Below are 23243 nucleotides of genomic sequence, written 5' to 3' on the forward strand. Positions count from 1 at the left end.
GCGCAGCCCGCTTCACCCGTCATTCCGGGGCGCGCCACTTGGCGCGAACCCGGAATCCATTTCACCCCGAGGTCGCTGCCTGATGGATTCCGGGCTCGCGCTTCGCGCGCCCCGGAATGACGGTGAGGATGAGACGCTCCTCGCAATGACGGTGGAGAGACCTACGCCGGAAACCGCGCCGCGTTCTCCTCCAGCGGCAAGCGCAGCCCGTTCGCCAGATACGACACCGTGCGATAGAAGCCGCACAGCAGCATGATCTCCAGGATCTGCGCCTCGTCGTAATGCGTCGACAGCGCGGCGAACTCCTCGTCCGCGAGTGTCGCGCGATGATGCAGCGCGTCGACGGCTGCGATCAGCGCCTGCTCGGCCGGCGACCAAAGAGCCGAATTCGCATCACCCAGCACCGTCGCACGCACCTCCTCCGCGGTGAGCTTCGCCGGCCCGGCGAAGATCGCGACATGCACGCCCCATTCGTATTCGCATCCGTTCAGCGCGCAGGTGCGGTCGATGACGATCTCACGCTGCCGCAGCGAGAGCGGCCCCGGATCAAGCAGCCCGCCCGCGCGAAACTTGTCCCAGGCGCGGTCATGGCCCGCCATCACCCGGAACAGCACCAGCGGGGGCGCACCCCGCATGATGCGGTCGAACTGCGCCTGGATGTCCAGGGGATAAGGCGGCGAGAGCGGGGCGATGCGCGGTGAGGCCTGGGACATGAGCGATTTCCGTTGCTACATTTACCGTAGCAGTACGCTACATTATCCGTAGCATGACGCAAGAGGTGACCATGGCGAAACGGGCGACAACAGCAGAACGCCGCGTCCGCGGCTCGCGCACCGGACGGCCGATCATGGCTTTGCTCGACCTGCTCGGCCGGCGCTGGGCCTTGCGGATCTTGTGGGAGTTGGGCGGAGAGCCCCTCACCTCGCGCGCCCTGCGCAGCGCCTGCGACGAGGCCTCGCCCACGGTGCTGCAGGCCCGGCTGACCGAGCTGCGCGAGGCCGGCTTCGTGGAGCTGGGCGACGGCGGAGGTTACGGACTGACACCGCTGGGCCGGGAATTGTGCGAGACCTTCATGCCACTGCACAGGTTTGCGGAGCGATGGAGAAGGTGAGCATCACTCGTTGCCACGCGCTGGTGTTCCTTCTCCCTTTGTGGGAGAAGGTGGCGCGAAGCGCCGGATGAGGGGTCTCTCTCCACGAACTCAGCTTAGCTATCGCGGAGAGAAACCCCTCACCCGTCTCGCCGCTTTGCGGCGAGCCACCCTCTCCCGCAAGGGGAGAGGGGAAAAGTCCTCACGCCGCGGCGACCGTCAGGTTCGCGCCGTCGACCTGTACCACCTTCACCCGCGTGCCGGCCGGCGTATCGGGCCCAGCCACGCGCCATACCGTGTCGCCGATGCGCACGGTGCCGGTGCCGTCGATGATCGGCTTCTCCAGCGTGAACTCACGGCCGAGCAGGGCTTCGGTACGCTTGTTGAGGAACGGACTGGCGCTGGCGTCCGGCTTCGGCTTGGCCAGACGGCGCCAGACCGGCACGGCGGCGGCGGCGAAGATCGCGAACATCACGAGCTGGATCTGCCAGGAGATCGCAGCCGCGAACGAGATCAGGCCGACCAGCAGCGCAGCGAGCCCAAGCCAGAACAGGAAGATGCCCGGCGCCAGCACCTCCAGCGCCATCAGGATGAAGCCGAGGATCAGCCAGTTCCAGTTGCCGAGCGATACGAACATGTCGGTCATGACACGACCTCTGTGAATAGTCCCGTTATTGCTGCGGCACGGACGGCAGTGTCGGGCCCGACGACGGTACCGAGCCGCCGCGGCGGGCCGCGGCCACCGCGCTCTCCCCGAACGTGGCCTTCGCAATTTCGCCGATACCGGCGAGCGAGCCCAGCATGCTCATCGCTTCGACCGGAAGCATGATGACCTTCTGGTTCGGCGAGTCGGCCAGCTGCCCGAATGCCTTGATATACTTATCGGCGATAAAATAGTTTAGCGCAGCGACATCGCCCTTGGCGATGGCCTCGCTGACCATTTGCGTGGCCTTGGCCTCGGCTTCCGCCGACCGCTCGCGCGCCTCGGCATCGCGGAAGGCGGCCTCGCGGCGGCCTTCCGCCTGGAGGATCTGACCCTGCTTGGCGCCCTCGGCGCGCAGGATCTCGGACTGGCGTTGGCCTTCGGCCGCGAGAATGTCGGCGCGCTTGACCCGCTCGGCCTTCATCTGCCGCCCCATGGCTTCGACCAGGTCGGCGGGCGGCACGATGTCCTTGATCTCGATGCGGTTGACCTTGACGCCCCAGGGCGAGACCGCGGCGTCGACCACACGGAGCAGGCGCTCGTTGATTTCGTCGCGGTGCGACAGCACCTGGTCGAGGTCCATCGAGCCCATCACCGAGCGGATGTTGGTCATGGTGAGCACCGTGATCCCCTGGTTCAGGTTGGCGACCTCGTAGCTCGCCTTGGCGGCATCGAACACCTGATAGAAGGCGACGCCGTCCACCGTCACGGTGGCGTTGTCCTTGGTGATCACCTCCTGCTCGGGAATGTCGATCACCTGCTCCATCATGTTGATCTTGCGCCCGACGCGATCGAAATAGGGCACGATCAAATTGAGCCCGGGGCTCAGCGTCTGGGTGTATTTGCCGAACCGCTCGATGGTCCAGTCATAGCCCTGCGGCACCGTCTTCACGCCGGCGACCAGCGTGACGATGACGAGCAACACCAGAACAATCGCGAAAATGTCGAAGCCGCTCATATCTCCTCCAAGCCGGGACAAGACGTCAGGAAAAAGCCCTTTCCGGCGCTGTCATTGGTCGGGATCACGATCCTACCGGTTCAGCGGTCGCAATTCACGTCGGTATCGGAGCAATTCCACACAAGACGCACAGCAAGAGAACGGTCGCGATTTGTATTTGCGACAGGCTCTTGAAAGCGCGCGGGCGCAGGCCTGAACCGCGATGCGATCATGATGAATCGTCATCGCGCTTTAGGTCATTGTTTGAGCATGATCTTTTCGGAAAACCGCTTCACACTTTTCCGGATCATGCTCTAGCACCGGAAATTAACGAATTCGGGCGAGGCGTCCGTCACGGACGGGTTCATTCGATCACGTCATTCGCAATTGCAAGCAGGCCCGGGGAAAGCGTGACGCCGAGCGCTCTCGCCGCCTTCAGGTTGATCACCAGCTCGAACTTGGTGGGATTCTGCACCGGCAGGTCGGCCGGCCGTGCGCCCTTCAGGATCCGATCGATATAGTCCGCGGCGCGGCGAAGCTGCTCGACGCTGTCGGTGCTGTAGGACATCAGCCCACCTTCGTCGACGAAGGTACGGCTCCAGAACACCGCGGGCACACGCGCCTGTGCGATCGCCGAGAGCAGTTGCGCGCGGTTGGCCATGGTGAAGAAGTCCGGCAGGACCAGGATGGCGCCGTCTTGCCTGGAAGCCAGCGCCCCGATCGAGACGGCGTCACGGACGGGCGCGGGCTCGACCGTCAGGCGCAGCGTCCGTGCGGCGTCCTCGATGGCGCGCAGCATCAGGGGCGCAAACGGCGCGGTGGCGGGATTGAAGACGACCGCAACGCGGGACACCTTCGGCGTGACCTGCGTCAGCATCTCCAGCCATTTGCCGGCCAGCGGACCATCGTAATCGGTAAAGCCGGTGAGGTTGCCGCCGGGATGCGCGAGGTTTTCGACAAAGCCCTGGCTGACGGGATCGGTGACGACGGCGAACACGATCGGGATCGTCGTGGTGCGCCGGCGCAGCTCTTCGACCGAGGGTGTGCCGACCGCAAGCAGGATGTCGGGCTTGAGCGCGATCAGCTCGTCGGCGAGCTGCGCGATGCGGGCGCGCTCGCCGCCGCCGTTGCGCCAATCGATCTTGAGATTGTCGCGCTCCTTCCAGCCTTGGCCGACGAGCGCTTCGACCAGGGCCATGCTGCGCGTCTGGCCGATCGCATCATCAGCAGCCGTGACCGAGAGCACGCCGAGCCGCCGTGTCGCGTTCGGCTGCTGCGCCAGGGCCGGGGCCGGCAGCGCCGCGAGCATCCCCAGAAGCGCCAGGCACCGGCGGCGGTTCATGGGACGCCCATCAGATCCAGCCCTGGAGCTCGCGCAGCACCAGGGTGCGGATCACGTCCATGCCCGGTCCGCTGTCGTTGAGGCAGGGGATCGCGGAAAACTGCTCGCCGCCATTGTGCTTGAAGATCTCCGCGTTCTCCTGCGCGATCTCCTCTAGCGTCTCCAGGCAGTCGGCGGAAAAGCCCGGCGTCACCACCGCGATGCGGCGCACGCCCTCTTTGGCAAGCCGCTCCATGGTCTTGTCGGTATAGGGCTGCAGCCACTCGTCGTTGCCGAAGCGCGACTGGAAGGTCAGCAGCAGCTTGGTCTCGTCCATGCCGAGCCGGCGGCGCAGCGCCTCGGTCGTCGCGATGCAGTGCTGCTGATAGGGATCGCCCTTGTCGACATAGGCTTTCGGCATGCCGTGGAAGGATGCCACGATCAGCTCCGGCTTGAAGGACAGCGTCGCCAGATGGCCCTCGATCGAGGCGGCGAGCGCCTCGATATAGGCTTCGTCGTCATAGTAGGGCGGCGTCACCCGCAGAGTCGGCTGGTTCCGCAGCTGCGCGAGCACGCGGAAGACTTCGTCGCAGACGGTCGCCGAGGTCGAGGCCGAATATTGCGGATAGAGCGGCACGGCCAGGATACGCTCGCAGCCCTTCGCGATCAGCGCGTCGATGCCCGACTTGATCGACGGATTGCCGTAGCGCATCGCCCAATCCACGACGACGTTGTCGCGGTCCGACAAGGCGGCCGCGAGCTTGTCGCTTTGCGAGCGCGTGATGGTTTTCAGCGGCGACTCGTTCCGCTCATTGTTCCAGATCTTCTGGTAGTCGAGCGCCTTGGTGCGCGGACGGCTGCGCAGAATGATCCCGTTCAGCACCAGTTTCCAGATCAGGCCCTGGTCCTCGATGACGCGGGCGTCGCTGAGGAACTCCTTGAGGTAGACCCGCACGCCCGGAGCATCGGCCGTATCGGGCGTTCCGAGATTGATCAGGAGCACGCCGACGCGCGGTAGGGCGGATCGGGTGGCCGGTTTCGCGGTCTCGAGGGGGAGGACGCTGTTCATGACTGGTTGGGTCGCGCGTTGGTCCGAACTTGTCAAGATGAGCCGGGGTTCGCTAGGGTCGCACCCAAGCGGGGGGAGGCAGGATGACACTCGCGGAATGGTGCGTCTTCGGGGCGCTGCTGCTCTATCTGTCGACGATCGTCACGGTCAAATGGATCAGGTTTCGCCGCTTCGACAATTCCCGGCCGCGCGACCCCGCCTTCTATGAGGACGCCCTGTCGCAACGGGCGCTCGGCGCGCACCAGAACGGCATCGAGACGTTTCCGTTCTTTGCGTTCGCGGTGCTGCTCGCCGAATACAGGGAAGCGCCGCAGCGGCTGATCGACGAGCTCGCGGCGCTGTTCCTGATCGTGCGGATTGCCTATGTGCTGACGTATCTCGGCAACCGCCCGACGCTGCGCTCGATCCTCTGGAGCATCGGCTTTGCGATCAATCTCGGCATCTTCTTCATGCCGGCGTTGAAGCGGTTTCTGCCGGTGTGAGGCGGCCTCACGCCGACAGATGCCGCTCGCGCGTCGCGATCAGTGCCCGCATCGATGCCGGGATCGTGACCGGACGATGGGTCTTCTGGTCGGTGTAGACCCAGACGATCTCGCCGGTCACCAGCGCATCCGTGCCACCCTTCAGGAAAATCGCGAGCTCGAACACGAGACTTGAATTGCCGATCCGCGCCACGCGCGCGCCAACGTCGAGCTCCCAGTCGAACCTAACAGGCGCCTTGTACTCGATCAGCGATTTGACGACGTGGAAATCGATGCCGCTCGCCTTTGCATCCGCATATTGGTCGAAGCCGAGCGCGCGGAAATATTCGGTGATGGTGGTGTCGAAATAGGTCAAATAATGCGCGTTGAAGACGACGCCCTGGCCGTCGATCTCGGAATAGCGCACCCGGAACGGATGGAAGAACCAGAAGTGTTCGCGCGACATCTATCGCCTCAAAAACACGTGGTCCGTTCGGCGGCGATGTAGCCGAACAGGAGGCCGACGCCGAACAGCAGGACCAGACCCGCGGCGCCGAACTCGATGCCGCGCATAAACAGCGCGCCACCGCCGTCGCGTCCGGCGCTGAGGCGGGCGGCGATGTCCTTGGCGGAGACGGCGACGACAGCAATGGCCGCCACCGTGATCGCGGTGCCCAACCCCATCAGGAAGGTCGCGGCGATCCCTGCCCAGAACAGGCCCTGCGCCAGCGCGAACACCAGGACCAGGATTGCGCCCGAGCAGGGGCGGATGCCGACGGTCAGGATCGCAGCGAAGCCGCGCCGCCAGCCGCCGGGGCCGGCGAGTTCGCTTGGCGTGGGTCCGTGGGAATGGCCGCAATGCTCGTCGTGGACGTGGTCGTGCCCGTGGTGATGGTGAGCGTGGCCGTGGCCATGGTGTTGATCATGGCCGTGATCGTGGTGATGATGATCATGCGCATCATGATGGTGGTGATCATGGTCGTGCGGCACGCCCGCCATCGCCGGCACCGGCTGGATGGCCTGAAATGCGCGGACGAAGGTGCGGCCCTTGACCCAGACCAGGCGCAGGCCGAACAGCGCGATCAGGGCGTAGCTCGCAATCTCGATCACGCCTTCCGCCTTGCACATCGTCTTGGCCGTCGCATTCAGCAGCCAGGCCGAGATGCCGACGATGAGGATCGCGACCAGCGACTGCATCAGGGCCGAGGCAAAGGACAGCGCGATGCCGCGCTGCGCCGTCTCGCGGTTGGCGACCAGATAGGAGGCGATCACCGCCTTGCCGTGGCCGGGACCGGCGGCGTGGAAGACGCCATAGGCGAACGAGATAAAGAGCAGCGTCCACACCGCCGAGCCATCGGATTTTGCGGCGCGGATGGTTGCCGACATCTGACGATAGAATTCCGACTGCTTGGCGAGCAGCCAGCCGATGAGGCCGCTCGCTTCAGGCTCGGCCGCCTGCGCCGGTCGCGGCGCGCCGAACGGGTTTTGCGCGAGGAGATCTTGAAGCGCGGCATCAGTCACGGCCACGACCAGCAGCACAGCGGCAGTGGCGAGCAGCCCGCGCGCAAGCGGAGAGAGTTGCGGCTTCAAGGGCAATCCACCGTGATCTTGTTGGCGAACATCATGCCGAAATTCGAGTTCTCACCGTTCAGGAAGGTCTGCTCGTTCAGCTTCTGCGCGCTCGCGGTGCCGTCGTTCGGCCGCTCCAGCTTCATCTGGCACCCCGGGGGCGCACCGACCAGCTTAACCGGACTGTCCTTGGCCATCTGGAAGTCGATGAAGAAGGAGCGGTCGAACACTTCGAGCACCAGCTGCCTGGGCTTGACCGGATTCTTCAGCGGCAAGGTGAAGTGCAGGGTCAGCACCGTGTCCTTGTAGTCGAGGAAATAGTCGACCGGCTCCTGGAACCGCTCCTTCTTCCCGTCGGCCTTGGCGAAGGTGAAGTAGGCGTATTCCTTCAAGGACTCGACGTTGGTCTGCGCCAGGGGCTTCAGCTCCTCGCTTGTGTATGCGCCCTTGGTCTTGCTCTCGAGCCCCTGCACCGCATAGGCCGAGAACATGTCGTCGAAGGTCCAGGCGTGGCGCACGCCGGTGACGCTGCCGTCGGCAGCATAGAGCAATTCGCTGGTCGCGGTGATCCAGACATGGGGATGCGCGCTCGCCGCACCTGATACGAGCGACATCGCGGCGGCGAGCAGGCATCCGAACAGGGCGCGCATGTTCATCAGGCCGCCCTGGCGTCTTCGAGCAGGCCGCGGCGGCGGAGCAGCGCATCCGGCTCCGGCGGGCGGCCGCGGAACGCCTCGTAGGCGGCTTCCGGATCGACCGATCCGCCCGACGAATAGATGTCGTCGTGCAGGCGCTTGGCCACGGCGGGATCGAAGATGTCGCCGGCTTCCTCGAACGCGCCGAAGGCGTCGGCGTCCATCACCTCCGACCACATGTAGCTGTAATAGCCGGCGGCGTAATGGTCGCCGGTGAAGATGTGGCCGAATTGCGTCGGCCGGTGACGCAGCGCGATCTCCTCGGGCATGCCGATCTTCTCCAGCTCGCGTCGCTCGAAGGCGCGGACATCCTGCGCGGCGGCGGCCGGCTGGGTGTGGAATTCCAGGTCGACCAGCGCCGAGGAGACGAACTCGACCGTGGCAAAGCCCTGGTTGAATTTTCGCGCGGCGAGGAAGCGTTGCAGCAGGTCGTCCGGCAGCGGCTCGCCGGTCTGGTAGTGGCGGGCGAACTTCTGCAGCACCTCGGGCCGCTCCTGCCAGTGCTCGTAGAGCTGTGACGGCAGCTCGACGAAGTCGGTGAACACGGAGGTGCCCGACAGCGAGGGATAGGTCACGTTGGAGAGCATGCCGTGCAGGCCGTGGCCGAACTCGTGGAACAGGGTGCGGGCATCGTCGGGCGACAGCAGCGACGGCTCGCCGCCGGCGCCCTTGGCGAAATTGCAGATGTTGAGAACCAGCGGCGCGACGTCGCCGTCGAGCTTCTGCTGGTCGCGCAGCGAGGTCATCCAGGCGCCGGAGCGCTTGGACGGCCGGGCGAAGTAGTCGCCATAGAACAGCGCCTTGTGCTTGCCGCCCCTGTCCTTCATCTCCCAGACCCGGACGTCCGGGTGCCAGACCGGAACGTCCTTGCGCTCCTCGAAGGTGACGCCGAACAGGCGCGTGGCGCAGTCGAAGGCGGCGGCGATCATGTTGTCGAGACCGAGATACGGCTTGATCGCGGAATCGTCGAAATTGGCGCGCTGCAGACGCAGCTTCTCGGCGTAGAAGCGCCAGTCCCAAGGGGCGAGCTTGAAATTGCCGCCCTCCTCCGTGATCAGCGCCTGCATCTCGTCGCGGTCGGCAAGCGCGCGGGCGCGGGCCGGCTTCCAGACCCGCTCCAACAGGCCGCGCACCGCGTCCGGCGTCTTGGCCATGGAGTCCTCGAGCCGGTAGGCGGCGTAGGTCGGATAGCCCAGGAGCCCGGCGCTCTCCTCGCGCAGCTTCAGGATCTCGACAATGGTCGCATTGTTGTCATTGGCGTTGCCGTTGTCGCCGCGCGCGATGAAGGCCTTGTAGACCTTCTCGCGGAGGTCACGCCGGGCGGAGCTCTTCAGGAACGTTTCGACCGAGGAGCGCGACAGCGTGACGATGGCCTTGCCTGCCATGCCGCGCTCTTCCGCCGCAGCCTTGGCGCTGGCGACGAAGCTCTCCGGCAGGCCCTGGCGGTCGGACTCCCCGAGCTCCAGGAACCAGTCCTGCTCGTCGCCGAGCAGATGGTGGCTGAAGCCGGTGCCGAGCTGGGCCAGCCGCTCGTTGATCTCGGCCATCCGCACCTTGGCTTCTTCGGAGAGGCCGGCGCCGGCGCGGTGGAAGCGGGTGTAGGTGCGCTCCAAGAGGCGGAGCTGCTCGGGCGTGAGACCGAGACCCGCGCGGTTCTCGTGCAGATGGGCGATGCGGCCGAACAGCACGGCGTTCATCATGATCGGATTCCAGTGCCGCGCCATCCGCAAGGAGACCTCCTTGTCGATCTCCAGGATGGCCGGGTTGGAATGCGCCGAGACGAGGTCGTAGAAGACCGCCGCGACCTTGCTCAGGAGCTTGCCCGAGCGCTCCAGCGCCGTGATGGTATTGGCGAAGTCGGGCGCCGCGGGATCGTTGGTGATCGCCGCGATCTCGGCGGCGTGGTCGGCGAAGGCCTGCTCGAAGGCCGGCAGGAAATGCTCCGGCTTGATCTCGTCGAAGGGCGGGGTCGCGAACGGCGTCACCCAGGCCTTCAGCAGCGGATTGGTCTCGGCGTCCGTAGTTTGGCGGGGTTCTGACATCACAAGTCCCGGATTTCGTGGCTCGATTGTTGCGGCCAGCTATAGCACGCGTGGGGCTTTTTTGGGCCGTTTGCCCTTGCCCCCAGCCTCCTTTTCGGGGAGATTGCGGCCCTCGAAGCCAGGACTCTCTGAAACCATGAACGCGCCTTCTTCATCGTCCCGCCAGATCGTCTGGTCCAGCGTCATCACCGTCATCAGCGCCGCCATCCTGATCGGCGCCGAGGTGTTCGGCGCGGCGTTTGCCGGCGGCTGGGCGCTCGCGATCCTGTTCGGGCTCGGCGACCAGGGCGCCCATATCCTGCAGGCCGTGCTGTTCGCACTCGGCGTGCTCGTGATGACCGCCTTCATCCGCGGCGCTCAGCGCATCGAGCCCTTCACCAAGCGCGGCTGACGCGTCTCGCGCGTGGGCAGCACGCGCTGCGCGGCGAAAACTTAACGCGCGTTCATCTTCCGCGTCGCTCGCGCAACAGTGCGCAAGCAGATGTTAGGCAATCCTGTCCGCAGCCTAAAAAAATTCTTGCGAACCAGAGTCAAAACGCTTATGTGCGGACTTGCCCAATTTCGCACGTGCCTGTGGTCGTGTGTCAGTCGGTAGGTATCCGGACAAGAGGCCGGACAGCCGCCAAGGGGTGAAGAAGCCGAGGGGCTCTTCGGAAGTGCGGAAGTCGAGACTGAAACGTCGAGCGACCGAAGCAAACCCGGAGCGCCCAGCATCTCTCTCAAAGAGATGCCATGTCGAAGGTGACTTCGCTCTTTGCAACCGTGACTGGCAGCCGGAGGCGAACCGGCGCACCCCGCTCTCAACGGGGGACGCGACTTAAAGCAACGACGGATCGGGCTTTTTTGGTCTCTACCGGCAGTCCAACGCCGGCGCGGGCTACTGAAAAGGCTTGTCCTTCATTGCCAGGTGAGCGGGCGGGAAACTCTCCCAACCAATCCACGGCAGCACAGTCTGGTTTGAGTTTTTTGGCCCCAGCGCGCCTCCATCGCGCGATGCGGTCGAAGCACTCTCATCAGACGTCACGTTGATACGGCTCCCGTCGCTGGGACCGTTGGAGAGTGCCATGACCGAACGTATCCAGGAATTCCTGCGCAACCGCCGCAACGAAGGCCTCGACACCGAGCCGTGCCTCGTCGTCGACCTCGAGGTCGTGCGCGACAATTACCAGAGCTTCGCCAAGGCGCTGCCCGACAGCCGCGTGTTCTATGCCGTCAAGGCGAACCCGGCGCCGGAAGTGCTGGCCTTGCTGGCGTCCATGGGCTCCTGCTTCGACACCGCCACGGTCGCCGAGATCGAGATGGCGCTGGCTGCGGGTGCGACGCCCGACCGCATCTCCTTCGGCAACACGATCAAGAAGGAGCGCGACATCGCTCGCGCCTTCGCGCTCGGCATTCGCCTGTTCGCGGTCGATTGCGCCGCCGAGGTCGAGAAGATCGCCCGCGCCGCTCCCGGTGCGAAGGTGTTCTGCCGCATCCTCTATGACTGCGCCGGCGCCGAGTGGCCGCTGTCGCGCAAGTTCGGCTGCGACCCGGAGATGGCGGTCGAGGTGCTCGACCTTGCCAAGCGCCTGGGCCTGGAGCCGTGCGGCATCTCCTTCCATGTCGGCTCGCAGCAGCGCAAGGTGAAGGCGTGGGACCGTGCACTGGCGATGGCCTCGCAGGTGTTCCGCGACTGCGCCGAACGCGGCATCAACCTGTCCATGGTCAACATGGGCGGCGGCTTCCCGACCAAGTACCTGAAGGACGTGCCGCCGGTCGTCACCTACGGCCGCTCGATCTTCCGCGCGCTGCGCAAGCACTTCGGCAACCAGATCCCGGAGACCATCATCGAGCCGGGCCGCGGCATGGTGGGCAACGCCGGCATCATCGAATCCGAGGTCGTGCTCATCTCGAAGAAGAGCGATGAGGACGAGGTGCGCTGGGTGTACCTGGACATCGGCAAGTTCGGCGGTCTCGCCGAGACCATGGACGAGTCGATCCGCTACGCCGTCCGCACCCGTCACGACGGCGCGGACATGACCCCGTGCGTGCTCGCAGGTCCGACCTGCGACAGCGCCGATGTGCTGTACGAGAAGACCCCGTATCCGCTTCCGGTGACGCTCGAGATCGGCGACAAGGTGCTGATCGAAGGCACCGGGGCTTATACGTCGACCTACTCGTCGGTGGCGTTCAACGGCATTCCGCCGCTGCGGACGTACCACATCTGATCCGCCTCTCTTTTCTAGAGGCCTGACGAACCCGGGAGCCGGTCCGCCGGCTCCTCATCCAACATCTCGATTTCTGACGACGTCTTGGACAGGCGTGCTGTGCGCACGCCGGTTCAAGCGGGGACTGACGTGCCATGACTGCTCCTCGGAAGCCGCAAGTTGCCCTCACCTCGAAAGCCGCTCCGTTCGTGATCCGTGCGGAACGTGCTGGAGACGTCGCGACGCGTGAAGCGCTGCTCGATGCCTGCTTTGGCGAGAACCGCCATGGCCGCACCTGCCAGCGCCTGCGCGACGGACGCGCGCCCGCTGCAGGCCTTGCCCTGTCGGCGATGCGCGAGGGCAAGCTCGTGGGAACCGTGCGGCTGTGGCATGTCAGCGCCGGAGGCAGGCCCGCTCTGGTCCTCGGACCGCTGGCGGTCGACCCTGCCTGCCGCGAGCTCGGGATCGGCGCCGCGCTGATGCAACAAGCGCTGGCTGCCGCCCGGGCGCGCGGGCATGGCGCCGTGATCCTGCTCGGCGATGCCCCCTATTACGCCCGCTTCGGCTTCACAGCCGAGAAGACCGCCGAGCTGTCGCTGCCCGGCCCGTTCGAGCGCAACCGCCTGCTGGCGATCGAGTTCACTGATGGCGCGCTTGATGGCGCCGCCGGGATGATCGTCCCGACCGGCGCGGCCCTGCCCAAACGGAGGTCGGTTCGCGCGCCTGAGGCGCACGCGGCCTGAGGGATCGCTCGTGTAGCGACGACCGCAGCCGCATTGAGCGGCAACGCCCTGCCGCGCCTGCGCGAGGCCCGTTCCTATGGGGTTGCGCAGGCGCCGGAAACGCCCTTTAACCCCGCGAAACACCCCCTTCAGTCGAGGCCCATGACCATGCCCCGTCGCCTGATCTCCACCGGCTCCCCGCTCGAGAAGTCCGTCGGCTACAGCCGTGCCGTGATCGACGGCGAGTTCGCCTTCGTCGCGGGAACGACCGGCTATGACTACACCACGATGACGATGCCATCAGATGTCACGAGCCAGTCACGCAACTGCTTCAAGACCATCGCCGCCGCCCTGAAGGAGGGCGGATTCGAGATGGCCGATATCGTCCGTGCGACCTATTACGTGACCGACGCCAGCTATATCGATGCCCACTTCGCCGTCTGCGGCGAGGTCCTCGGCGACATCAGGCCGGCGGCGACCTTGCTGGTCGTCTCTGCCCTGGCGAGGCCCGAGATGAAGGTCGAGATTGAAGTCACCGCCAAGCGCCGCAGCATCTGACAAGCGCTGCAGCGCCTGATCCATCCCTCACTGCCAGCACGTTCCGGAGAATCCATCCCATGAGCCCTCCCTCGCAGATCTACGCGAAGATCACCGGCCCCATCGTCATGGTCGGCTTCGGCTCCATCGGCAAAGGCACGCTGCCCCTGATCGAGCGGCATTTGGACTACGACAAGTCGCGCATCACCGTGCTCGATCCCAAGGACGAGGGCCGCAAGGCGCTTTGCGAGAAGCACAATGTCCGCTTCATCCAGAAAGGGCTGACCAAGGACAATTACCGCGAGGTGCTGACCCCGCTGCTCACCGAGGGCGGCGGCCAGGGGTTCTGCGTCAATCTGTCGGTCGATACCGGCTCGACCGACATCATGGAGCTCTGCAACGAGCTCGGCGCGCTCTACATCGACACCGTCAACGAGCCCTGGCTTGGCTTCTATTTCGATTCCTCGAAGGGTCCGGAAGCGCGCTCCAATTACGCGCTACGCGAAACGACGCTGGCCGCCAAGAAGGCCCGTCCCGCCGGCTCGACCACGGCCGTGTCCTGCTGCGGCGCCAATCCCGGCATGGTCTCCTTCTTCGTCAAGCAGGCGCTGCTCAATGTCGCCGCCGATCTGAAGCTCAATGCACCCAGGCCGAAGACCAAGGGCGAATGGGCGGATTTGATGCGGCAGGCCGGCATCAAGGGCATCCACATCGCCGAGCGCGACACCCAGCGCTCGAAGAAGCCGAAGGAGCCGGACGTCTTCGTCAACACCTGGTCGGTGGAAGGCTTCCTGTCGGAAGGCATGCAGCCATCCGAGCTCGGCTGGGGCACCCACGAGAAATGGATGCCCGAGAATGCGCACACCCATGAAGCCGGCTGCGGCGCTGCCATCTATCTGATGCAGCCCGGCGCCAACACGCGCGTGCGCACCTGGTGCCCGACCCGCGGCGCCCAGTATGGCTTCCTCGTCACCCACAACGAGTCGATCTCGATCGCCGATTACTTCACCGTGCGCGATGCGTCGGGCAAGGCGATCTACCGGCCGACCTGCCACTATGCCTACCATCCGGCCGACGATGCCGTGCTGTCGCTGCATGAAATGTTCGGCCGCGCCGGGAAGATGCAGGAGAAGCACCACATCCTCGACGAGAACGAGATCGTCGACGGCATCGACGAGCTCGGCGTGCTGCTGTTCGGCCACGACAAGAACGCCTATTGGTTCGGCTCGCAGCTCTCCATCGAAGAGACCCGCGAGCTCGCGCCCTACCAGAACGCCACCGGCCTGCAGGTGACCTCCGCCGTGCTCGGCGGCATGGTCTGGGCGCTGGAGAACCCGAACGAAGGCATCGTCGAGGCCGACGAGATGGATTTCGAGCGCCTGCTCGAAATTCAGCTGCCCTATCTCGGCCCGGTGAAGGGCTTTTATACCGACTGGACGCCGCTGACGGATCGTCCGGGACTGTTCCCGGAGGATATTGACAGCAGCGATCCCTGGCAGTTCCGGAATATTCTGGTGCGGTGAGGCGGGCTCTCTCCGCCCGTCATTCCGGGGCGCGCCACTTGGCGCGAGCCCGGAATCCATCGGGCGGCAGACTCTGCAGGTAAATGGATCCTCCGGTGCGCAATTGCGCACCGTAGTTCGCGCTTCGCGCGCCCCGGAATGACCGGAAAAACTACTTCTTGTCCATCGGCGGCGCGATCTTCTCGGCCGGGGCCGGCGGCAGCGCCGGTTTGGCCGCACCAGCCGCGCCCTGAGTCTGCGGATCCGGCCGTGCCGGCTCGGGGGCCGGCGTGGTCGGGCGATCACCGCCGGGCTTCGCCTCCGCGGGCACCTTGCTCTGTTCGTCGGACGGGGTGCCCTGGAGCGGGGGCGTCGCCTGCGCCAGCTGCATGCGGCTTTCGGCGCGGATTTGCGCCAGGGACATCACCGACACCGCAACGCCCGCTGCGAACAGCGCACCGGCGATTGTCAGGTTGAGCTTCAGTCTACGTTTGTCATCTCGGCCGGGCATGTCGATCACCGCCTTTGTTCGCGGAATCAACGAAACTGGGGCGCGCCGGTTCCGGAACCTGAAAACGCGCGGAACCCACCCGCACGCGCCAAAACGCCGCGCTACTCCGTCGTGCTGACTTCCCAGGTTGCATGCCGCACTCCCGGCAGATGCTGCAGATCGGTCGCGACCGCGTTCAGCTCGTTCGGGTCGACCGCAGTCGCAACCAGCTTGGCGGCGATCTCCCGAATGCCCTCGCTGATCTCGGCGACTTCGATATCGGCCACGGCATATTTCGCCGCTTCGAGCTTGTCGACGAGGCGGTCACGCATGTCGGGCAAGGCGTCGGCCGCAACTGCGAGCTTGAAATAGTAGGTCGCCTCCAGCGCCTTCTCGTTCAGCGGGATGCGGTTGATGGCGTTGACCAGCGGGCGCAGCATGGTGTTGCCGGCGATGACGAACACGGTCAGCGCGGCCGCCTGTGCGATCATGTCGGCGCCGGCACAGGAGCCGACCGCGGCCGAGGCCCACAGCGTCGCCGCGGTGTTGAGCCCGCGCACATCCATGCCCTGCTTCATGATGACGCCGGCTCCCAGGAAGCCGATGCCGGAGACGACATAGGCGATCACCCGGACCGCGCCGTCGGCGCCATCCAGCTGCATGGCGAGATCGACGAAGGCGGCAGCGCCCACCGCGACCAGCACGTTGGTGCGCAGCCCCGCGGTACGCTGGCGGTATTGCCGTTCGGCGCCGATCAGTGTGCCCAGCACGAAAGCCGTGATCAGGCTGACCAGGGTGTCGCCAAAGTCGGCAAGCTGGAAGGTCGTCAGAAATCGCATGGTTCCCTATACGGCGGGAACCATGACAGATTAAAGCTTGAGCAGACCGCCGTCCCCATTTTCGTCGGCAAAGGCCAGCAGCGTGCCTTTGGCGTTCCAGGCGATCGCGGCCACCGGCGGCGTGCCATTGCGGCGGACCAGGATCTCCGCGCCATCCTCCAGACGGACCATCAGCACGGTGCCATCGCTGTAACCGGCGGCGAGGATGTCGTTCTTGGGATGACAGGCGACCGCGGAGACGCGCGCCTGCAGCGGCGCGAGCATCGCGGGCTCCTTGCCCATCGGACCGTCCTTGCTGCCGAACGGCCAGATGATCACCGTGTCGGCGCCCGACGTCGCCAGCCCCTTGCCGCCGGCGCTCCACGACATCGAGCGGACGCGGCCGGGATAGCCGGTCATGCGCATGTGCCTGTTGTCGGCGAGCCGCCAGCCGTGCAGCGCCGGCTCGTGCATGGCGGTGACCAGGAATTTGTTGTCGGGGCTGAAGGTGACCGCGTGATGCGAGCCGGCCCAAGGCAGGAATTCGGCCGATCCCGCCATGTTCGGAAACCACAGCGTCACGCCGTTGTAATGCGCGATTGCGAGCCGCAGGCCCTTCGGCGCGAAGGCAAGGCCGCCGACCGTCGAGGGCACGTCGATCGACTTCTCCTCAGCCTTGCCGCTCTTGACGGTCGCGGTCTTGCCGGCCGACCAGGCGAACGCGCCGTCGGCGTGCAGCGCCACCGCGTCGATCCAGCGCCGCTTGGGATCGGTGGCGAGCAGCGTCACCTCGCCCTTGGCATCGATCGAGACGACCTTGCCGTCGTCGCCGCCCATGACGAGGCGCTTGCCGTCGGAGGCGGTCGAGAGAATGCCGCCGCTATGCACGGCAACCGTGGTGATCTCGCAATTGGCATCGACGAATGCGACGTTCTCCTCGCCGCCGACGAAGGCGGCGCGATCCTTCAGGAAATGCACCGAGGTCACGGCCATGCCGAGCGCAATCGGCTGGACGCGGTCGGTGACGGAAACGATCGAAGCGGACTCGGGCGCTGGCGTAAACTCTTTCATCACGAGACGATGCAGCTCTCGAAACCCTTGCGGATCGCCTCTTCGGGCAATTCGCGGCCGATGAAGACGAGGCGGCTCTCGCGCGGCTCGCCCTCCTTCCACTTCCGCTGGTGGTTGCCCTCCAGCATCATGTGGACGCCCTGGAAGACGTAGCGATCGTCGTCGTCGAGGAAGGCGAGGATGCCCTTGGAGCGCAGGATCTTGCCGCCCTCGACCTGCACCAGGTTCTGCAGCCAGGGCATGAACACGTTGGGATCTAGCGGCTTGTCGGTCTTGAGCGAGAGCGATTGCATCTCCTCGTCGTGATAGTGCTTCAGGCCGTGGCCGTGATCATGGTGATGGTGATCGTGGCCGTGATGGTGGTGATGATCATGATCGTGGTCATGATCGTCGGCCTCCAGGAAGTCAGGCTCGATGTCGAGGATGCGGTCGAGGTCGAATGCGCCGCGGTCGAGCACGTCGGCCAGCGCCACCGCGCAGCGCTCGGTGCGATGCAGCTTCGCATAGGGATTGATGCCGCGGATGCGGGCCTCGACCTCGGCGAGCTCGCCCTTGTTGACGAGGTCGGTCTTGTTCAGAACGATGACGTCGGCAAAGGCGATCTGGTTCTTGGCCTCTGGTGCATCCTTCAAACGGTCGGACAGCCATTTGGCGTCGGCGACCGTCACGACCGCATCGAGCCGGGCGTTCTTCTGCACGTCCTCATCGACGAAGAAAGTCTGCGCGACGGGGGCGGGATCGGCAAGACCAGTGGTCTCGACGATGATGGCGTCGAACTTGCCCTTGCGCTTCATCAGGCCGTCCATGATGCGGACGAGGTCGCCTCGTACGGTGCAGCAGATGCAGCCGTTGTTCATCTCGAACACTTCCTCATCGGCGCCGATGATGAGGTCGTTGTCGATGCCGATCTCGCCGAATTCGTTGACGATGACGGCGTATTTCTTGCCGTGGTTCTCCGACAGGATGCGGTTGAGCAGCGTGGTCTTGCCGGCGCCGAGATAGCCGGTCAGCACGGTCACGGGAATCTTCTGGGAGGTCGCGTCAGACATAACAACTCCGGACTTCAAGGCTTTTTCGCGCGACGCGAGGCGGGGTGGCCCCTGCCCTAATGGTCAAGCGCGCTGGTCAGGGCCTTTATATTGTGCCTGACCATGTCAATGTAAGTGGGTGCAGGCCCCTTTTCGCCGGTCAAACCGTCCGAAACCAGGGTGCCACCGACCCTGGCACCGGTCTCGGCGGCGATCCGCCGGATCAGGCGATCGTCGCTGATATTTTCAAGGAACACGGCCGGGATTTTCTGGACCTTGATCTGGCCGATGATGGCGGCGATATCTCGCGCGCTCGGCTCGCTCTCCGTGGAGACGCCCCGGGGGGCGATGAACCGGATACCGTATTCGCTGGAGAAATAGCCGAAGGCGTCATGGGTGGAGATCACCTTGCGCCGCTCCGGCGGGATTTTTGCGACAGCGTCGCGGACCTCGCGGTCCAGTGTTTCGAGCTTTTCCAGATAGGCCTTGGCCTGGGCGCGGAAGAACTCTGCATCGTCAGGAGCGGCCGTGGCGAGCGCGCTCGCAATGTCGGTGACGTAGATCTTGGCGTTCGGGATGGATTGCCAAGCGTGGGGATCAGCGGCCGAACCCAATTTCAACGGCGCGATGCCGGCGCTTGCGGTGATCACCTTGGCCTTGCTGCCCGCGGATTGCACGAGGCGCGGCAGCCAGCCCTCCAGCCCGAGCCCGTTGACGATGACGAGCTTCGCCGCCGCGACCCGCTTGGCATCGGCAGGGGCCGGCGTATAGACGTGGACGTCGCCGTCGGGCCCGACCAGCGTCGTCAGGTTGATGCGGTCACCACCGACATTGCGGACGAAATCGCTGAGGATCGAGAAGCTCGCGACGACGTTGAGGCGCTCCGCGGCCCGCAGCGGCGAGGCGATCAGCAACAGTGCAAAGACCAGGATGAGCCGCATCGTCATGCTTCCAGATGCCGGCCGGGAAACAGCTGCCGGACGATGCCGCCGACACGGCCGAACAGGACGGAGACGATGTAGAGCACCGTCGCCACTAGGATGATCGCCGGGCCCGAGGGCACGCGGGTCTGAAATGAGAGCACGAGGCCGGCATAGCCGGACACCGCAGCAGCAGTGACGGCGATGCAGATCATCGCGGTGAGATCGCGCGACCAGAACCTTGCGATGCCCGCAGGCAGGATCATCAGCCCCACCGCCAGCAACGTGCCCAGCGCCTGAAAGCCGTTGACGAGGTTGATGACGACCAGCGCGAGGAAGGCGAGATGGGCGGGGCCACCGGCGCGGCTCACGGTGCGCAGGAACAGGGGATCGACGCTCTCGATCACCAGCGGGCGGTAGATCACCGCGAGCACCAGCAGCGTCACCGTGGCGTTGAAGGCGACCACCAGCAGGGTCTGATCGTCCATTGCGAGGATGTTGCCGAACAGCACGTGCAGGAGATCGATGTTGGTGCCCTTGATCGAGACGATGGTGACGCCGAGCGCAAGCGAAGCGAGATAGAAGGTGGCGAGCGAGGCATCTTCCTTCAGCCCGGTCGAGCGTGCGACCACGCCAGCGAGGATCGCGACGGCAAAGCCGGCGACCAGGCCACCGGCCGTCATCGCGAACAGATTGAGGCCGGAGAGCAGGAAACCGACCGCCGCGCCAGGCAGGATCGCGTGCGCCATGGCGTCGCCGACGAGGCTCATCCGGCGCAGCATCAGGAACACGCCGATCGGCGCCCCCGCCAGCGCCAACGCGATCACCGCGGCGAGCGCGCGCCGCATGAACTCGAATTCGGTGAACGGACCGATCAGCGCGTCATAGAGCATCGGATATCAGGCCGCCCGCGAGCTGATATCATCGGCCGCGCAGGCCGCGGCGCTGTCGTCGAAGGCCTCGCACATCCGCATCGCGACCAGCAGATTTTCCGGCGTCAGCACCTCCGCCGTCGGGCCCCACGCGACCGGGCCGCGCGCCAGCACCAGCGTTTCGGCGAAGTGGTTGCGCACCATCTCCATGTCGTGCAGCGCGGCGAGCACGGTACGGCCCTCGCCGTGCCAGCGCTTCACCAGCGCGAGCAGATCGGCGGTGGTCTTGCTGTCGATGGCGTTGAAGGGCTCGTCGAGCACGATCAGGCTGGCATCCTGGAGCAGCACACGGGCGAACAGCACGCGCTGCATCTGACCGCCGGAGAGCGTGCCGATCGCGCGGTTCTCAAAACCGCTGAGGCCAACTGCTCCGATTGCCCGGAGAATCTTGTCGCGCGCGGCCTTGCCGATGCCGCCGAACAGGCCTGTGCCACGCCACAGCCCGGTGCCGATGAAATCGAACACCGAGATCGGGAAGCTGCGGTCGATCTCCGCGCTCTGCGGCAGATAGGCGATGTCGCGGGCGTCGAGCCCGCCGAGATGGATCGTCCCGTCGAGCGGCTTGAGGATGCCGACGATGCCGCGCAACAGCGTCGATTTACCGGCGCCATTCGGGCCGATCACGGCGACCAGCGCGCCCGGCGCGACCTCGCCGCTGAGATGATGCACGGCGGGGTGCCGATCATAGCCGAGCGTGACGTTGTGAAAGTGCAACGCTGCCATCGTCACCTCATCGCCAGCAAGACGATACCCCACAGCACGGCACAGACCGCGAGCGCGGCCGCGAGACGGCCCGCCATGGTCATGCGCAGGATCGACCAAGGCGCGGTCTGGGCCGGATGCGGCGAGGTCGCATCGTGGACATGGGCGTGGGCGTGATCGTGCCCGTGCGAATGTCCATGGCCGTGACCATGGGAATGGCCATGAGCATGGTCGTGCTGGTGGGCGTGGGACGCGGCGGGAGCCATTTGCGGACGTTATATTATAACATTACGCCTGTCCACGGCGGGACTACATCGCGGCTCAGGGCTTGCCGATCACCATGGCGATGGCGGCTGCCACGAATGGGAACGGCACCGAGACGGCGCAGCGGAACCAGACGAAACGGGCGGGCATGAACGGGATCTCCCACAAGATCACCCGCTGGAAGGCGAACAGCGCCCAGGCGACGACATAGGCAACCACCTGCGGCACCCCGCCCCCCGACTTCAACGCCACGGTGCCGATGGAGAAGCCGACCACGGGACCTCCGGGCGTGGCGGCGCCGGCGACCACGGCGGTGGCAACCCCGAGCCAGCCGCTATCAGGGCCGAGCCAGCCGGTGATCACCTCTTGCGGGATGATGGCGGCGATGTAGCCGGAGCCGATCACGCCAAGCGCGATCCGCGGCACGATGTTGACGAAGTCCATCGTGCCTTCGCGCAGCGAGGCCACGAACACCGGGCGCCCACGACGAAAGGCGATCAGCCCGACGCCGAGCACCGAGCCCCACAGCAGGATGTCGATCAGAAGCGCTGCGCTCAACTCTCGTCGTCCTTCGCGAGCGGCTTCGGATAGAGCCTGACATAGACGAAGCGGCCGAGGGCGCCGGCGAGCACCGGCAGCGGCAGCGAGATCACGATCCGCCACAGCGTGAAATCGGTGCCCATGATCGGGATTTCCCAGGCGACCGCCCGGCCATAACCGATCAGCGTCCAGCTCACGACCATGGCGATGGTGGCGCCGAAATCGGCGCCGACCGCGAGCAGTGCGCTCGCGACCGGATAGGCGGTGAAGGGACCGCCGGGCAGAATCGCGCCGAAGGCGGTGCCGATCAGCAGGCCCATCAGGCCGGATTTCGGCCCGAGCGAGCGCGAGACCTTCTCGTGCGGCAAGATCTCCGAGATGAAGGCCCCGAGCAGGCAGCCGGCGAGCACGCGCGGCAGGATGCCCGAGAACAGCGAGAGATCGTGGGTGAGGATGTCCAGAACGCCGTCAGTGCCGTCCCGCCGCCAGACCAGTGCAGCACTCACCGCCACCAGAGCTGCGATGATGACGGTCGACCAGCCGATCGGCTTGCGGACCCGGCCCGGCCGCGGCTCGGATTCCGCGTCGCCGGAAGGCGCTGGATGGTTCGGGGAAGGTCCTGACAACGGGCTGGGTCGCTCGAGGGTGATGCCCGTCCTGATTAAGGGCGGTGTTCCCCCGATGCAAACGGTGTGACGACAGACCCATGCGCGCGCCACGCAGGGCAATTCCGCACAGCAAAAAGGCGGTCGCGCCTGCGACCGCCTTTGTTTCTGTCATTCCGGGGCGGCGCGTCAGCGCCGAACCCGGAATCCATCGGGCGCCACCCGAGCAGACAAATGGATTCCGGGCTTGCGCTTCGCGCGCCCCGGAATGACACCTGTCACGCCTTCTCGAACAGGGACTCCACGTATTCCCAGTTCACGAGGTTCTCGACGAACGCCTTGAGATAGTCGGGACGGCGATTGCGATAGTCGATGTAGTAAGAGTGCTCCCAGACGTCGCAGCCGAGGATCGGTGTGGCGCCGTGCACCAGCGGATTCTCGCCGTTCGGGGTCTTGGAGATCTCGAGCTTGCCGTTCTTGACCTGGAGCCAGCACCAGCCGGAGCCGAACTGGCCGACGCCGGCCGCCTGGAAGTCGGTCTTGAACTTCTCGAAGCCGCCGAGGTCCTCGTTGATCTTCTTCTCGAGCTTGCCCGGCAGCTTGGTGCCGCCGCCATTGGGCTTCATCCAGCTCCAGAAGTGGATGTGGTTGTAGTGCTGGCCGGCGTTGTTGAACACCGCGGGGTTCTTGCCGAACGAGCCCTTGACGATCTCTTCAAGGGACTTGCCTTCCCATTCGGTCCCCTTGAGCGCGTTGTTGCCGTTGGTGACGTAGGCCTGATGATGCTTGTCGTGGTGATATTCCAGCGTCTCCTTCGACATGTACTGGCCGAGGGCGTCATAGGCGTAAGGAAGTGGGGGCAGCGTAAAGGTCATGGCTTCTTGTCCGCAACTGGTGGGGAACGAGTTCTAACGGTCACCCCTTATAGAAGGTTCCGCGGCCATTAAATACCTCAGAATTTGCGAAAAGGCGTGACTTGGCGCGTCCTGCTTGAATGCACAAGTTCGCCGCAATCCGGCCGCCGTGATCAGACCTGCGG

General features: G+C 65.3%; 27 protein-coding genes. 7 read left to right on the forward strand and 20 right to left on the reverse strand.

Annotated elements, in window-relative coordinates:
- Positions 1–161: 161 nt before the first annotated feature.
- A complete protein-coding gene (locus tag I6F36_RS13405) occupies positions 162–713 on the reverse strand; it encodes a carboxymuconolactone decarboxylase family protein (RefSeq protein WP_035997775.1) in 552 nt (183 codons plus the stop codon).
- Between the two features lie 71 nt (positions 714–784).
- Here I6F36_RS13405 and I6F36_RS13410 point away from each other — a divergent pair, with 71 nt between their 5' ends.
- Positions 785–1111 carry a helix-turn-helix domain-containing protein gene (locus tag I6F36_RS13410; RefSeq protein WP_225171570.1) on the forward strand — a complete coding sequence of 109 codons (327 nt, stop codon included), beginning with the start codon at positions 785–787 and terminating at the stop codon, positions 1109–1111.
- Between the two features lie 181 nt (positions 1112–1292).
- Here the strand turns inward: I6F36_RS13410 and I6F36_RS13415 are convergent, their stop codons facing one another.
- The 4 genes from I6F36_RS13415 to hemH form a co-directional block, all read right to left on the reverse strand.
- Positions 1293–1736 carry an NfeD family protein gene (locus I6F36_RS13415; protein WP_036021378.1) on the reverse strand — a complete coding sequence of 148 codons (444 nt, stop codon included), beginning with the start codon at positions 1734–1736 and terminating at the stop codon, positions 1293–1295.
- A gap of 25 nt (positions 1737–1761) precedes the next feature.
- On the reverse strand, positions 1762–2751 hold the full coding sequence (locus tag I6F36_RS13420) for an SPFH domain-containing protein (protein ID WP_225134571.1): 990 nt from the start codon (positions 2749–2751) through the stop codon (positions 1762–1764).
- 343 nt (positions 2752–3094) lie between these two features.
- Entirely contained in the window at positions 3095–4072 is a 978-nt protein-coding gene (locus I6F36_RS13425; RefSeq protein WP_225171571.1) for an ABC transporter substrate-binding protein, read from the reverse strand.
- A 10-nt stretch (positions 4073–4082) separates the two neighbouring features.
- Complete coding sequence (gene hemH / locus I6F36_RS13430; RefSeq protein ID WP_109142384.1) at positions 4083–5120, reverse strand: ferrochelatase; 1038 nt, start codon at positions 5118–5120, stop codon at positions 4083–4085.
- A gap of 83 nt (positions 5121–5203) precedes the next feature.
- Here hemH and I6F36_RS13435 point away from each other — a divergent pair, with 83 nt between their 5' ends.
- The gene (locus tag I6F36_RS13435; protein ID WP_035997738.1) at positions 5204–5602 is read left to right on the forward strand and encodes an MAPEG family protein; all 399 of its coding nucleotides are present in this window, start codon (positions 5204–5206) and stop codon (positions 5600–5602) included.
- A 7-nt stretch (positions 5603–5609) separates the two neighbouring features.
- On the opposite strand, the gene I6F36_RS13440 is transcribed toward I6F36_RS13435, so the two are convergent.
- The 4 genes from I6F36_RS13440 to I6F36_RS13455 are packed head-to-tail and all read right to left on the reverse strand — an operon-like array spanning position 5610 to position 9887.
- The gene (locus I6F36_RS13440; protein WP_225171572.1) at positions 5610–6047 is read right to left on the reverse strand and encodes a thioesterase family protein; all 438 of its coding nucleotides are present in this window, start codon (positions 6045–6047) and stop codon (positions 5610–5612) included.
- Positions 6048–6055: 8 nt separating this feature from the next.
- Positions 6056–7171 (reverse strand): nickel/cobalt transporter, encoded by a 1116-nt coding sequence (locus tag I6F36_RS13445; RefSeq protein ID WP_225171573.1) that lies wholly within the window; start codon positions 7169–7171, stop codon positions 6056–6058.
- The gene (locus I6F36_RS13450) at positions 7168–7806 is read right to left on the reverse strand and encodes a DUF1007 family protein (protein WP_225171574.1); all 639 of its coding nucleotides are present in this window, start codon (positions 7804–7806) and stop codon (positions 7168–7170) included. Before I6F36_RS13450 ends, I6F36_RS13445 begins: the two co-directional genes overlap by 4 nt.
- The gene (locus I6F36_RS13455) at positions 7806–9887 is read right to left on the reverse strand and encodes a M3 family metallopeptidase (RefSeq protein WP_225171575.1); all 2082 of its coding nucleotides are present in this window, start codon (positions 9885–9887) and stop codon (positions 7806–7808) included. Before I6F36_RS13455 ends, I6F36_RS13450 begins: the two co-directional genes overlap by 1 nt.
- 136 nt (positions 9888–10023) lie before the next feature.
- On the opposite strand from I6F36_RS13455, the gene I6F36_RS13460 reads away from it, so the two are divergent.
- From I6F36_RS13460 to I6F36_RS13480, 5 genes are all read left to right on the forward strand, one after another.
- Positions 10024–10278 (forward strand): hypothetical protein, encoded by a 255-nt coding sequence (locus I6F36_RS13460; protein ID WP_035997726.1) that lies wholly within the window; start codon positions 10024–10026, stop codon positions 10276–10278.
- 673 nt (positions 10279–10951) lie between these two features.
- Positions 10952–12094, forward strand: a complete 1143-nt coding sequence (locus I6F36_RS13465) for a type III PLP-dependent enzyme (RefSeq protein WP_225171576.1) — start codon at positions 10952–10954, stop codon at positions 12092–12094.
- Between the two features lie 134 nt (positions 12095–12228).
- A complete protein-coding gene (locus I6F36_RS13470; RefSeq protein WP_035997718.1) occupies positions 12229–12816 on the forward strand; it encodes a GNAT family N-acetyltransferase in 588 nt (195 codons plus the stop codon).
- Between the two features lie 147 nt (positions 12817–12963).
- A complete protein-coding gene (locus I6F36_RS13475; RefSeq protein WP_225171635.1) occupies positions 12964–13353 on the forward strand; it encodes a RidA family protein in 390 nt (129 codons plus the stop codon).
- Between the two features lie 59 nt (positions 13354–13412).
- Positions 13413–14855, forward strand: a complete 1443-nt coding sequence (locus I6F36_RS13480) for a homospermidine synthase (RefSeq protein ID WP_225171577.1) — start codon at positions 13413–13415, stop codon at positions 14853–14855.
- A 151-nt stretch (positions 14856–15006) separates the two neighbouring features.
- Here I6F36_RS13480 and I6F36_RS13485 read toward each other — a convergent pair whose 3' ends face one another.
- From I6F36_RS13485 to I6F36_RS13535, 11 genes are all read right to left on the reverse strand, one after another.
- The gene (locus I6F36_RS13485) at positions 15007–15345 is read right to left on the reverse strand and encodes a hypothetical protein (RefSeq protein WP_225171578.1); all 339 of its coding nucleotides are present in this window, start codon (positions 15343–15345) and stop codon (positions 15007–15009) included.
- A 101-nt stretch (positions 15346–15446) separates the two neighbouring features.
- Positions 15447–16163: an MgtC/SapB family protein gene (locus I6F36_RS13490; RefSeq protein ID WP_225171579.1), complete on the reverse strand. Its 717-nt coding sequence runs from the start codon at positions 16161–16163 to the stop codon at positions 15447–15449.
- 30 nt (positions 16164–16193) lie between these two features.
- Positions 16194–17213 carry a WD40 repeat domain-containing protein gene (locus I6F36_RS13495; protein ID WP_225171580.1) on the reverse strand — a complete coding sequence of 340 codons (1020 nt, stop codon included), beginning with the start codon at positions 17211–17213 and terminating at the stop codon, positions 16194–16196.
- On the reverse strand, positions 17213–18262 hold the full coding sequence (locus I6F36_RS13500) for a GTP-binding protein (RefSeq protein ID WP_036021358.1): 1050 nt from the start codon (positions 18260–18262) through the stop codon (positions 17213–17215). The genes I6F36_RS13495 and I6F36_RS13500 overlap by 1 nt, the downstream gene beginning before the upstream one ends.
- Positions 18263–18318: 56 nt before the next feature.
- A complete protein-coding gene (locus I6F36_RS13505) occupies positions 18319–19182 on the reverse strand; it encodes a metal ABC transporter substrate-binding protein (RefSeq protein WP_225171636.1) in 864 nt (287 codons plus the stop codon).
- Between the two features lie 2 nt (positions 19183–19184).
- Positions 19185–20054, reverse strand: a complete 870-nt coding sequence (locus tag I6F36_RS13510) for a metal ABC transporter permease (RefSeq protein WP_036021355.1) — start codon at positions 20052–20054, stop codon at positions 19185–19187.
- A 6-nt stretch (positions 20055–20060) separates the two neighbouring features.
- Complete coding sequence (locus I6F36_RS13515) at positions 20061–20816, reverse strand: metal ABC transporter ATP-binding protein (protein ID WP_225171581.1); 756 nt, start codon at positions 20814–20816, stop codon at positions 20061–20063.
- A gap of 2 nt (positions 20817–20818) precedes the next feature.
- A complete protein-coding gene (locus I6F36_RS13520) occupies positions 20819–21061 on the reverse strand; it encodes a hypothetical protein (RefSeq protein WP_035997699.1) in 243 nt (80 codons plus the stop codon).
- Positions 21062–21116: 55 nt separating this feature from the next.
- Positions 21117–21617, reverse strand: a complete 501-nt coding sequence (locus I6F36_RS13525; protein WP_036036588.1) for a hypothetical protein — start codon at positions 21615–21617, stop codon at positions 21117–21119.
- Positions 21614–22225: a permease gene (locus I6F36_RS13530; protein WP_225126497.1), complete on the reverse strand. Its 612-nt coding sequence runs from the start codon at positions 22223–22225 to the stop codon at positions 21614–21616. The genes I6F36_RS13525 and I6F36_RS13530 overlap by 4 nt, the downstream gene beginning before the upstream one ends.
- A gap of 257 nt (positions 22226–22482) precedes the next feature.
- Positions 22483–23079, reverse strand: a complete 597-nt coding sequence (locus I6F36_RS13535; protein WP_027573470.1) for a superoxide dismutase — start codon at positions 23077–23079, stop codon at positions 22483–22485.
- Positions 23080–23243 lie beyond the last annotated feature (164 nt).

Source organism: Bradyrhizobium sp. BRP19, assembly GCF_020194195.1.
In the GTDB taxonomy this organism is placed as follows: domain Bacteria; phylum Pseudomonadota; class Alphaproteobacteria; order Rhizobiales; family Xanthobacteraceae; genus Bradyrhizobium; species Bradyrhizobium yuanmingense.

Coding starts and splice junctions, on each gene's coding strand:
- I6F36_RS13405 (WP_035997775.1), bottom strand. CDS start 713: ATGTCCCAGGCCTCACCGCGCATCGCCCCGCTCTCGCCGCCTTATCCC.
- I6F36_RS13410 (WP_225171570.1), top strand. CDS start 785: ATGGCGAAACGGGCGACAACAGCAGAACGCCGCGTCCGCGGCTCGCGC.
- I6F36_RS13415 (WP_036021378.1), bottom strand. CDS start 1,736: ATGACCGACATGTTCGTATCGCTCGGCAACTGGAACTGGCTGATCCTC.
- I6F36_RS13420 (WP_225134571.1), bottom strand. CDS start 2,751: ATGAGCGGCTTCGACATTTTCGCGATTGTTCTGGTGTTGCTCGTCATC.
- I6F36_RS13425 (WP_225171571.1), bottom strand. CDS start 4,072: ATGAACCGCCGCCGGTGCCTGGCGCTTCTGGGGATGCTCGCGGCGCTG.
- hemH (WP_109142384.1), bottom strand. CDS start 5,120: ATGAACAGCGTCCTCCCCCTCGAGACCGCGAAACCGGCCACCCGATCC.
- I6F36_RS13435 (WP_035997738.1), top strand. CDS start 5,204: ATGACACTCGCGGAATGGTGCGTCTTCGGGGCGCTGCTGCTCTATCTG.
- I6F36_RS13440 (WP_225171572.1), bottom strand. CDS start 6,047: ATGTCGCGCGAACACTTCTGGTTCTTCCATCCGTTCCGGGTGCGCTAT.
- I6F36_RS13450 (WP_225171574.1), bottom strand. CDS start 7,806: ATGAACATGCGCGCCCTGTTCGGATGCCTGCTCGCCGCCGCGATGTCG.
- I6F36_RS13455 (WP_225171575.1), bottom strand. CDS start 9,887: ATGTCAGAACCCCGCCAAACTACGGACGCCGAGACCAATCCGCTGCTG.
- I6F36_RS13460 (WP_035997726.1), top strand. CDS start 10,024: ATGAACGCGCCTTCTTCATCGTCCCGCCAGATCGTCTGGTCCAGCGTC.
- I6F36_RS13465 (WP_225171576.1), top strand. CDS start 10,952: ATGACCGAACGTATCCAGGAATTCCTGCGCAACCGCCGCAACGAAGGC.
- I6F36_RS13470 (WP_035997718.1), top strand. CDS start 12,229: ATGACTGCTCCTCGGAAGCCGCAAGTTGCCCTCACCTCGAAAGCCGCT.
- I6F36_RS13475 (WP_225171635.1), top strand. CDS start 12,964: ATGCCCCGTCGCCTGATCTCCACCGGCTCCCCGCTCGAGAAGTCCGTC.
- I6F36_RS13480 (WP_225171577.1), top strand. CDS start 13,413: ATGAGCCCTCCCTCGCAGATCTACGCGAAGATCACCGGCCCCATCGTC.
- I6F36_RS13485 (WP_225171578.1), bottom strand. CDS start 15,345: ATGCCCGGCCGAGATGACAAACGTAGACTGAAGCTCAACCTGACAATC.
- I6F36_RS13490 (WP_225171579.1), bottom strand. CDS start 16,163: ATGCGATTTCTGACGACCTTCCAGCTTGCCGACTTTGGCGACACCCTG.
- I6F36_RS13495 (WP_225171580.1), bottom strand. CDS start 17,213: ATGAAAGAGTTTACGCCAGCGCCCGAGTCCGCTTCGATCGTTTCCGTC.
- I6F36_RS13500 (WP_036021358.1), bottom strand. CDS start 18,262: ATGTCTGACGCGACCTCCCAGAAGATTCCCGTGACCGTGCTGACCGGC.
- I6F36_RS13505 (WP_225171636.1), bottom strand. CDS start 19,182: ATGCGGCTCATCCTGGTCTTTGCACTGTTGCTGATCGCCTCGCCGCTG.
- I6F36_RS13510 (WP_036021355.1), bottom strand. CDS start 20,054: ATGCTCTATGACGCGCTGATCGGTCCGTTCACCGAATTCGAGTTCATG.
- I6F36_RS13515 (WP_225171581.1), bottom strand. CDS start 20,816: ATGGCAGCGTTGCACTTTCACAACGTCACGCTCGGCTATGATCGGCAC.
- I6F36_RS13520 (WP_035997699.1), bottom strand. CDS start 21,061: ATGGCTCCCGCCGCGTCCCACGCCCACCAGCACGACCATGCTCATGGC.
- I6F36_RS13535 (WP_027573470.1), bottom strand. CDS start 23,079: ATGACCTTTACGCTGCCCCCACTTCCTTACGCCTATGACGCCCTCGGC.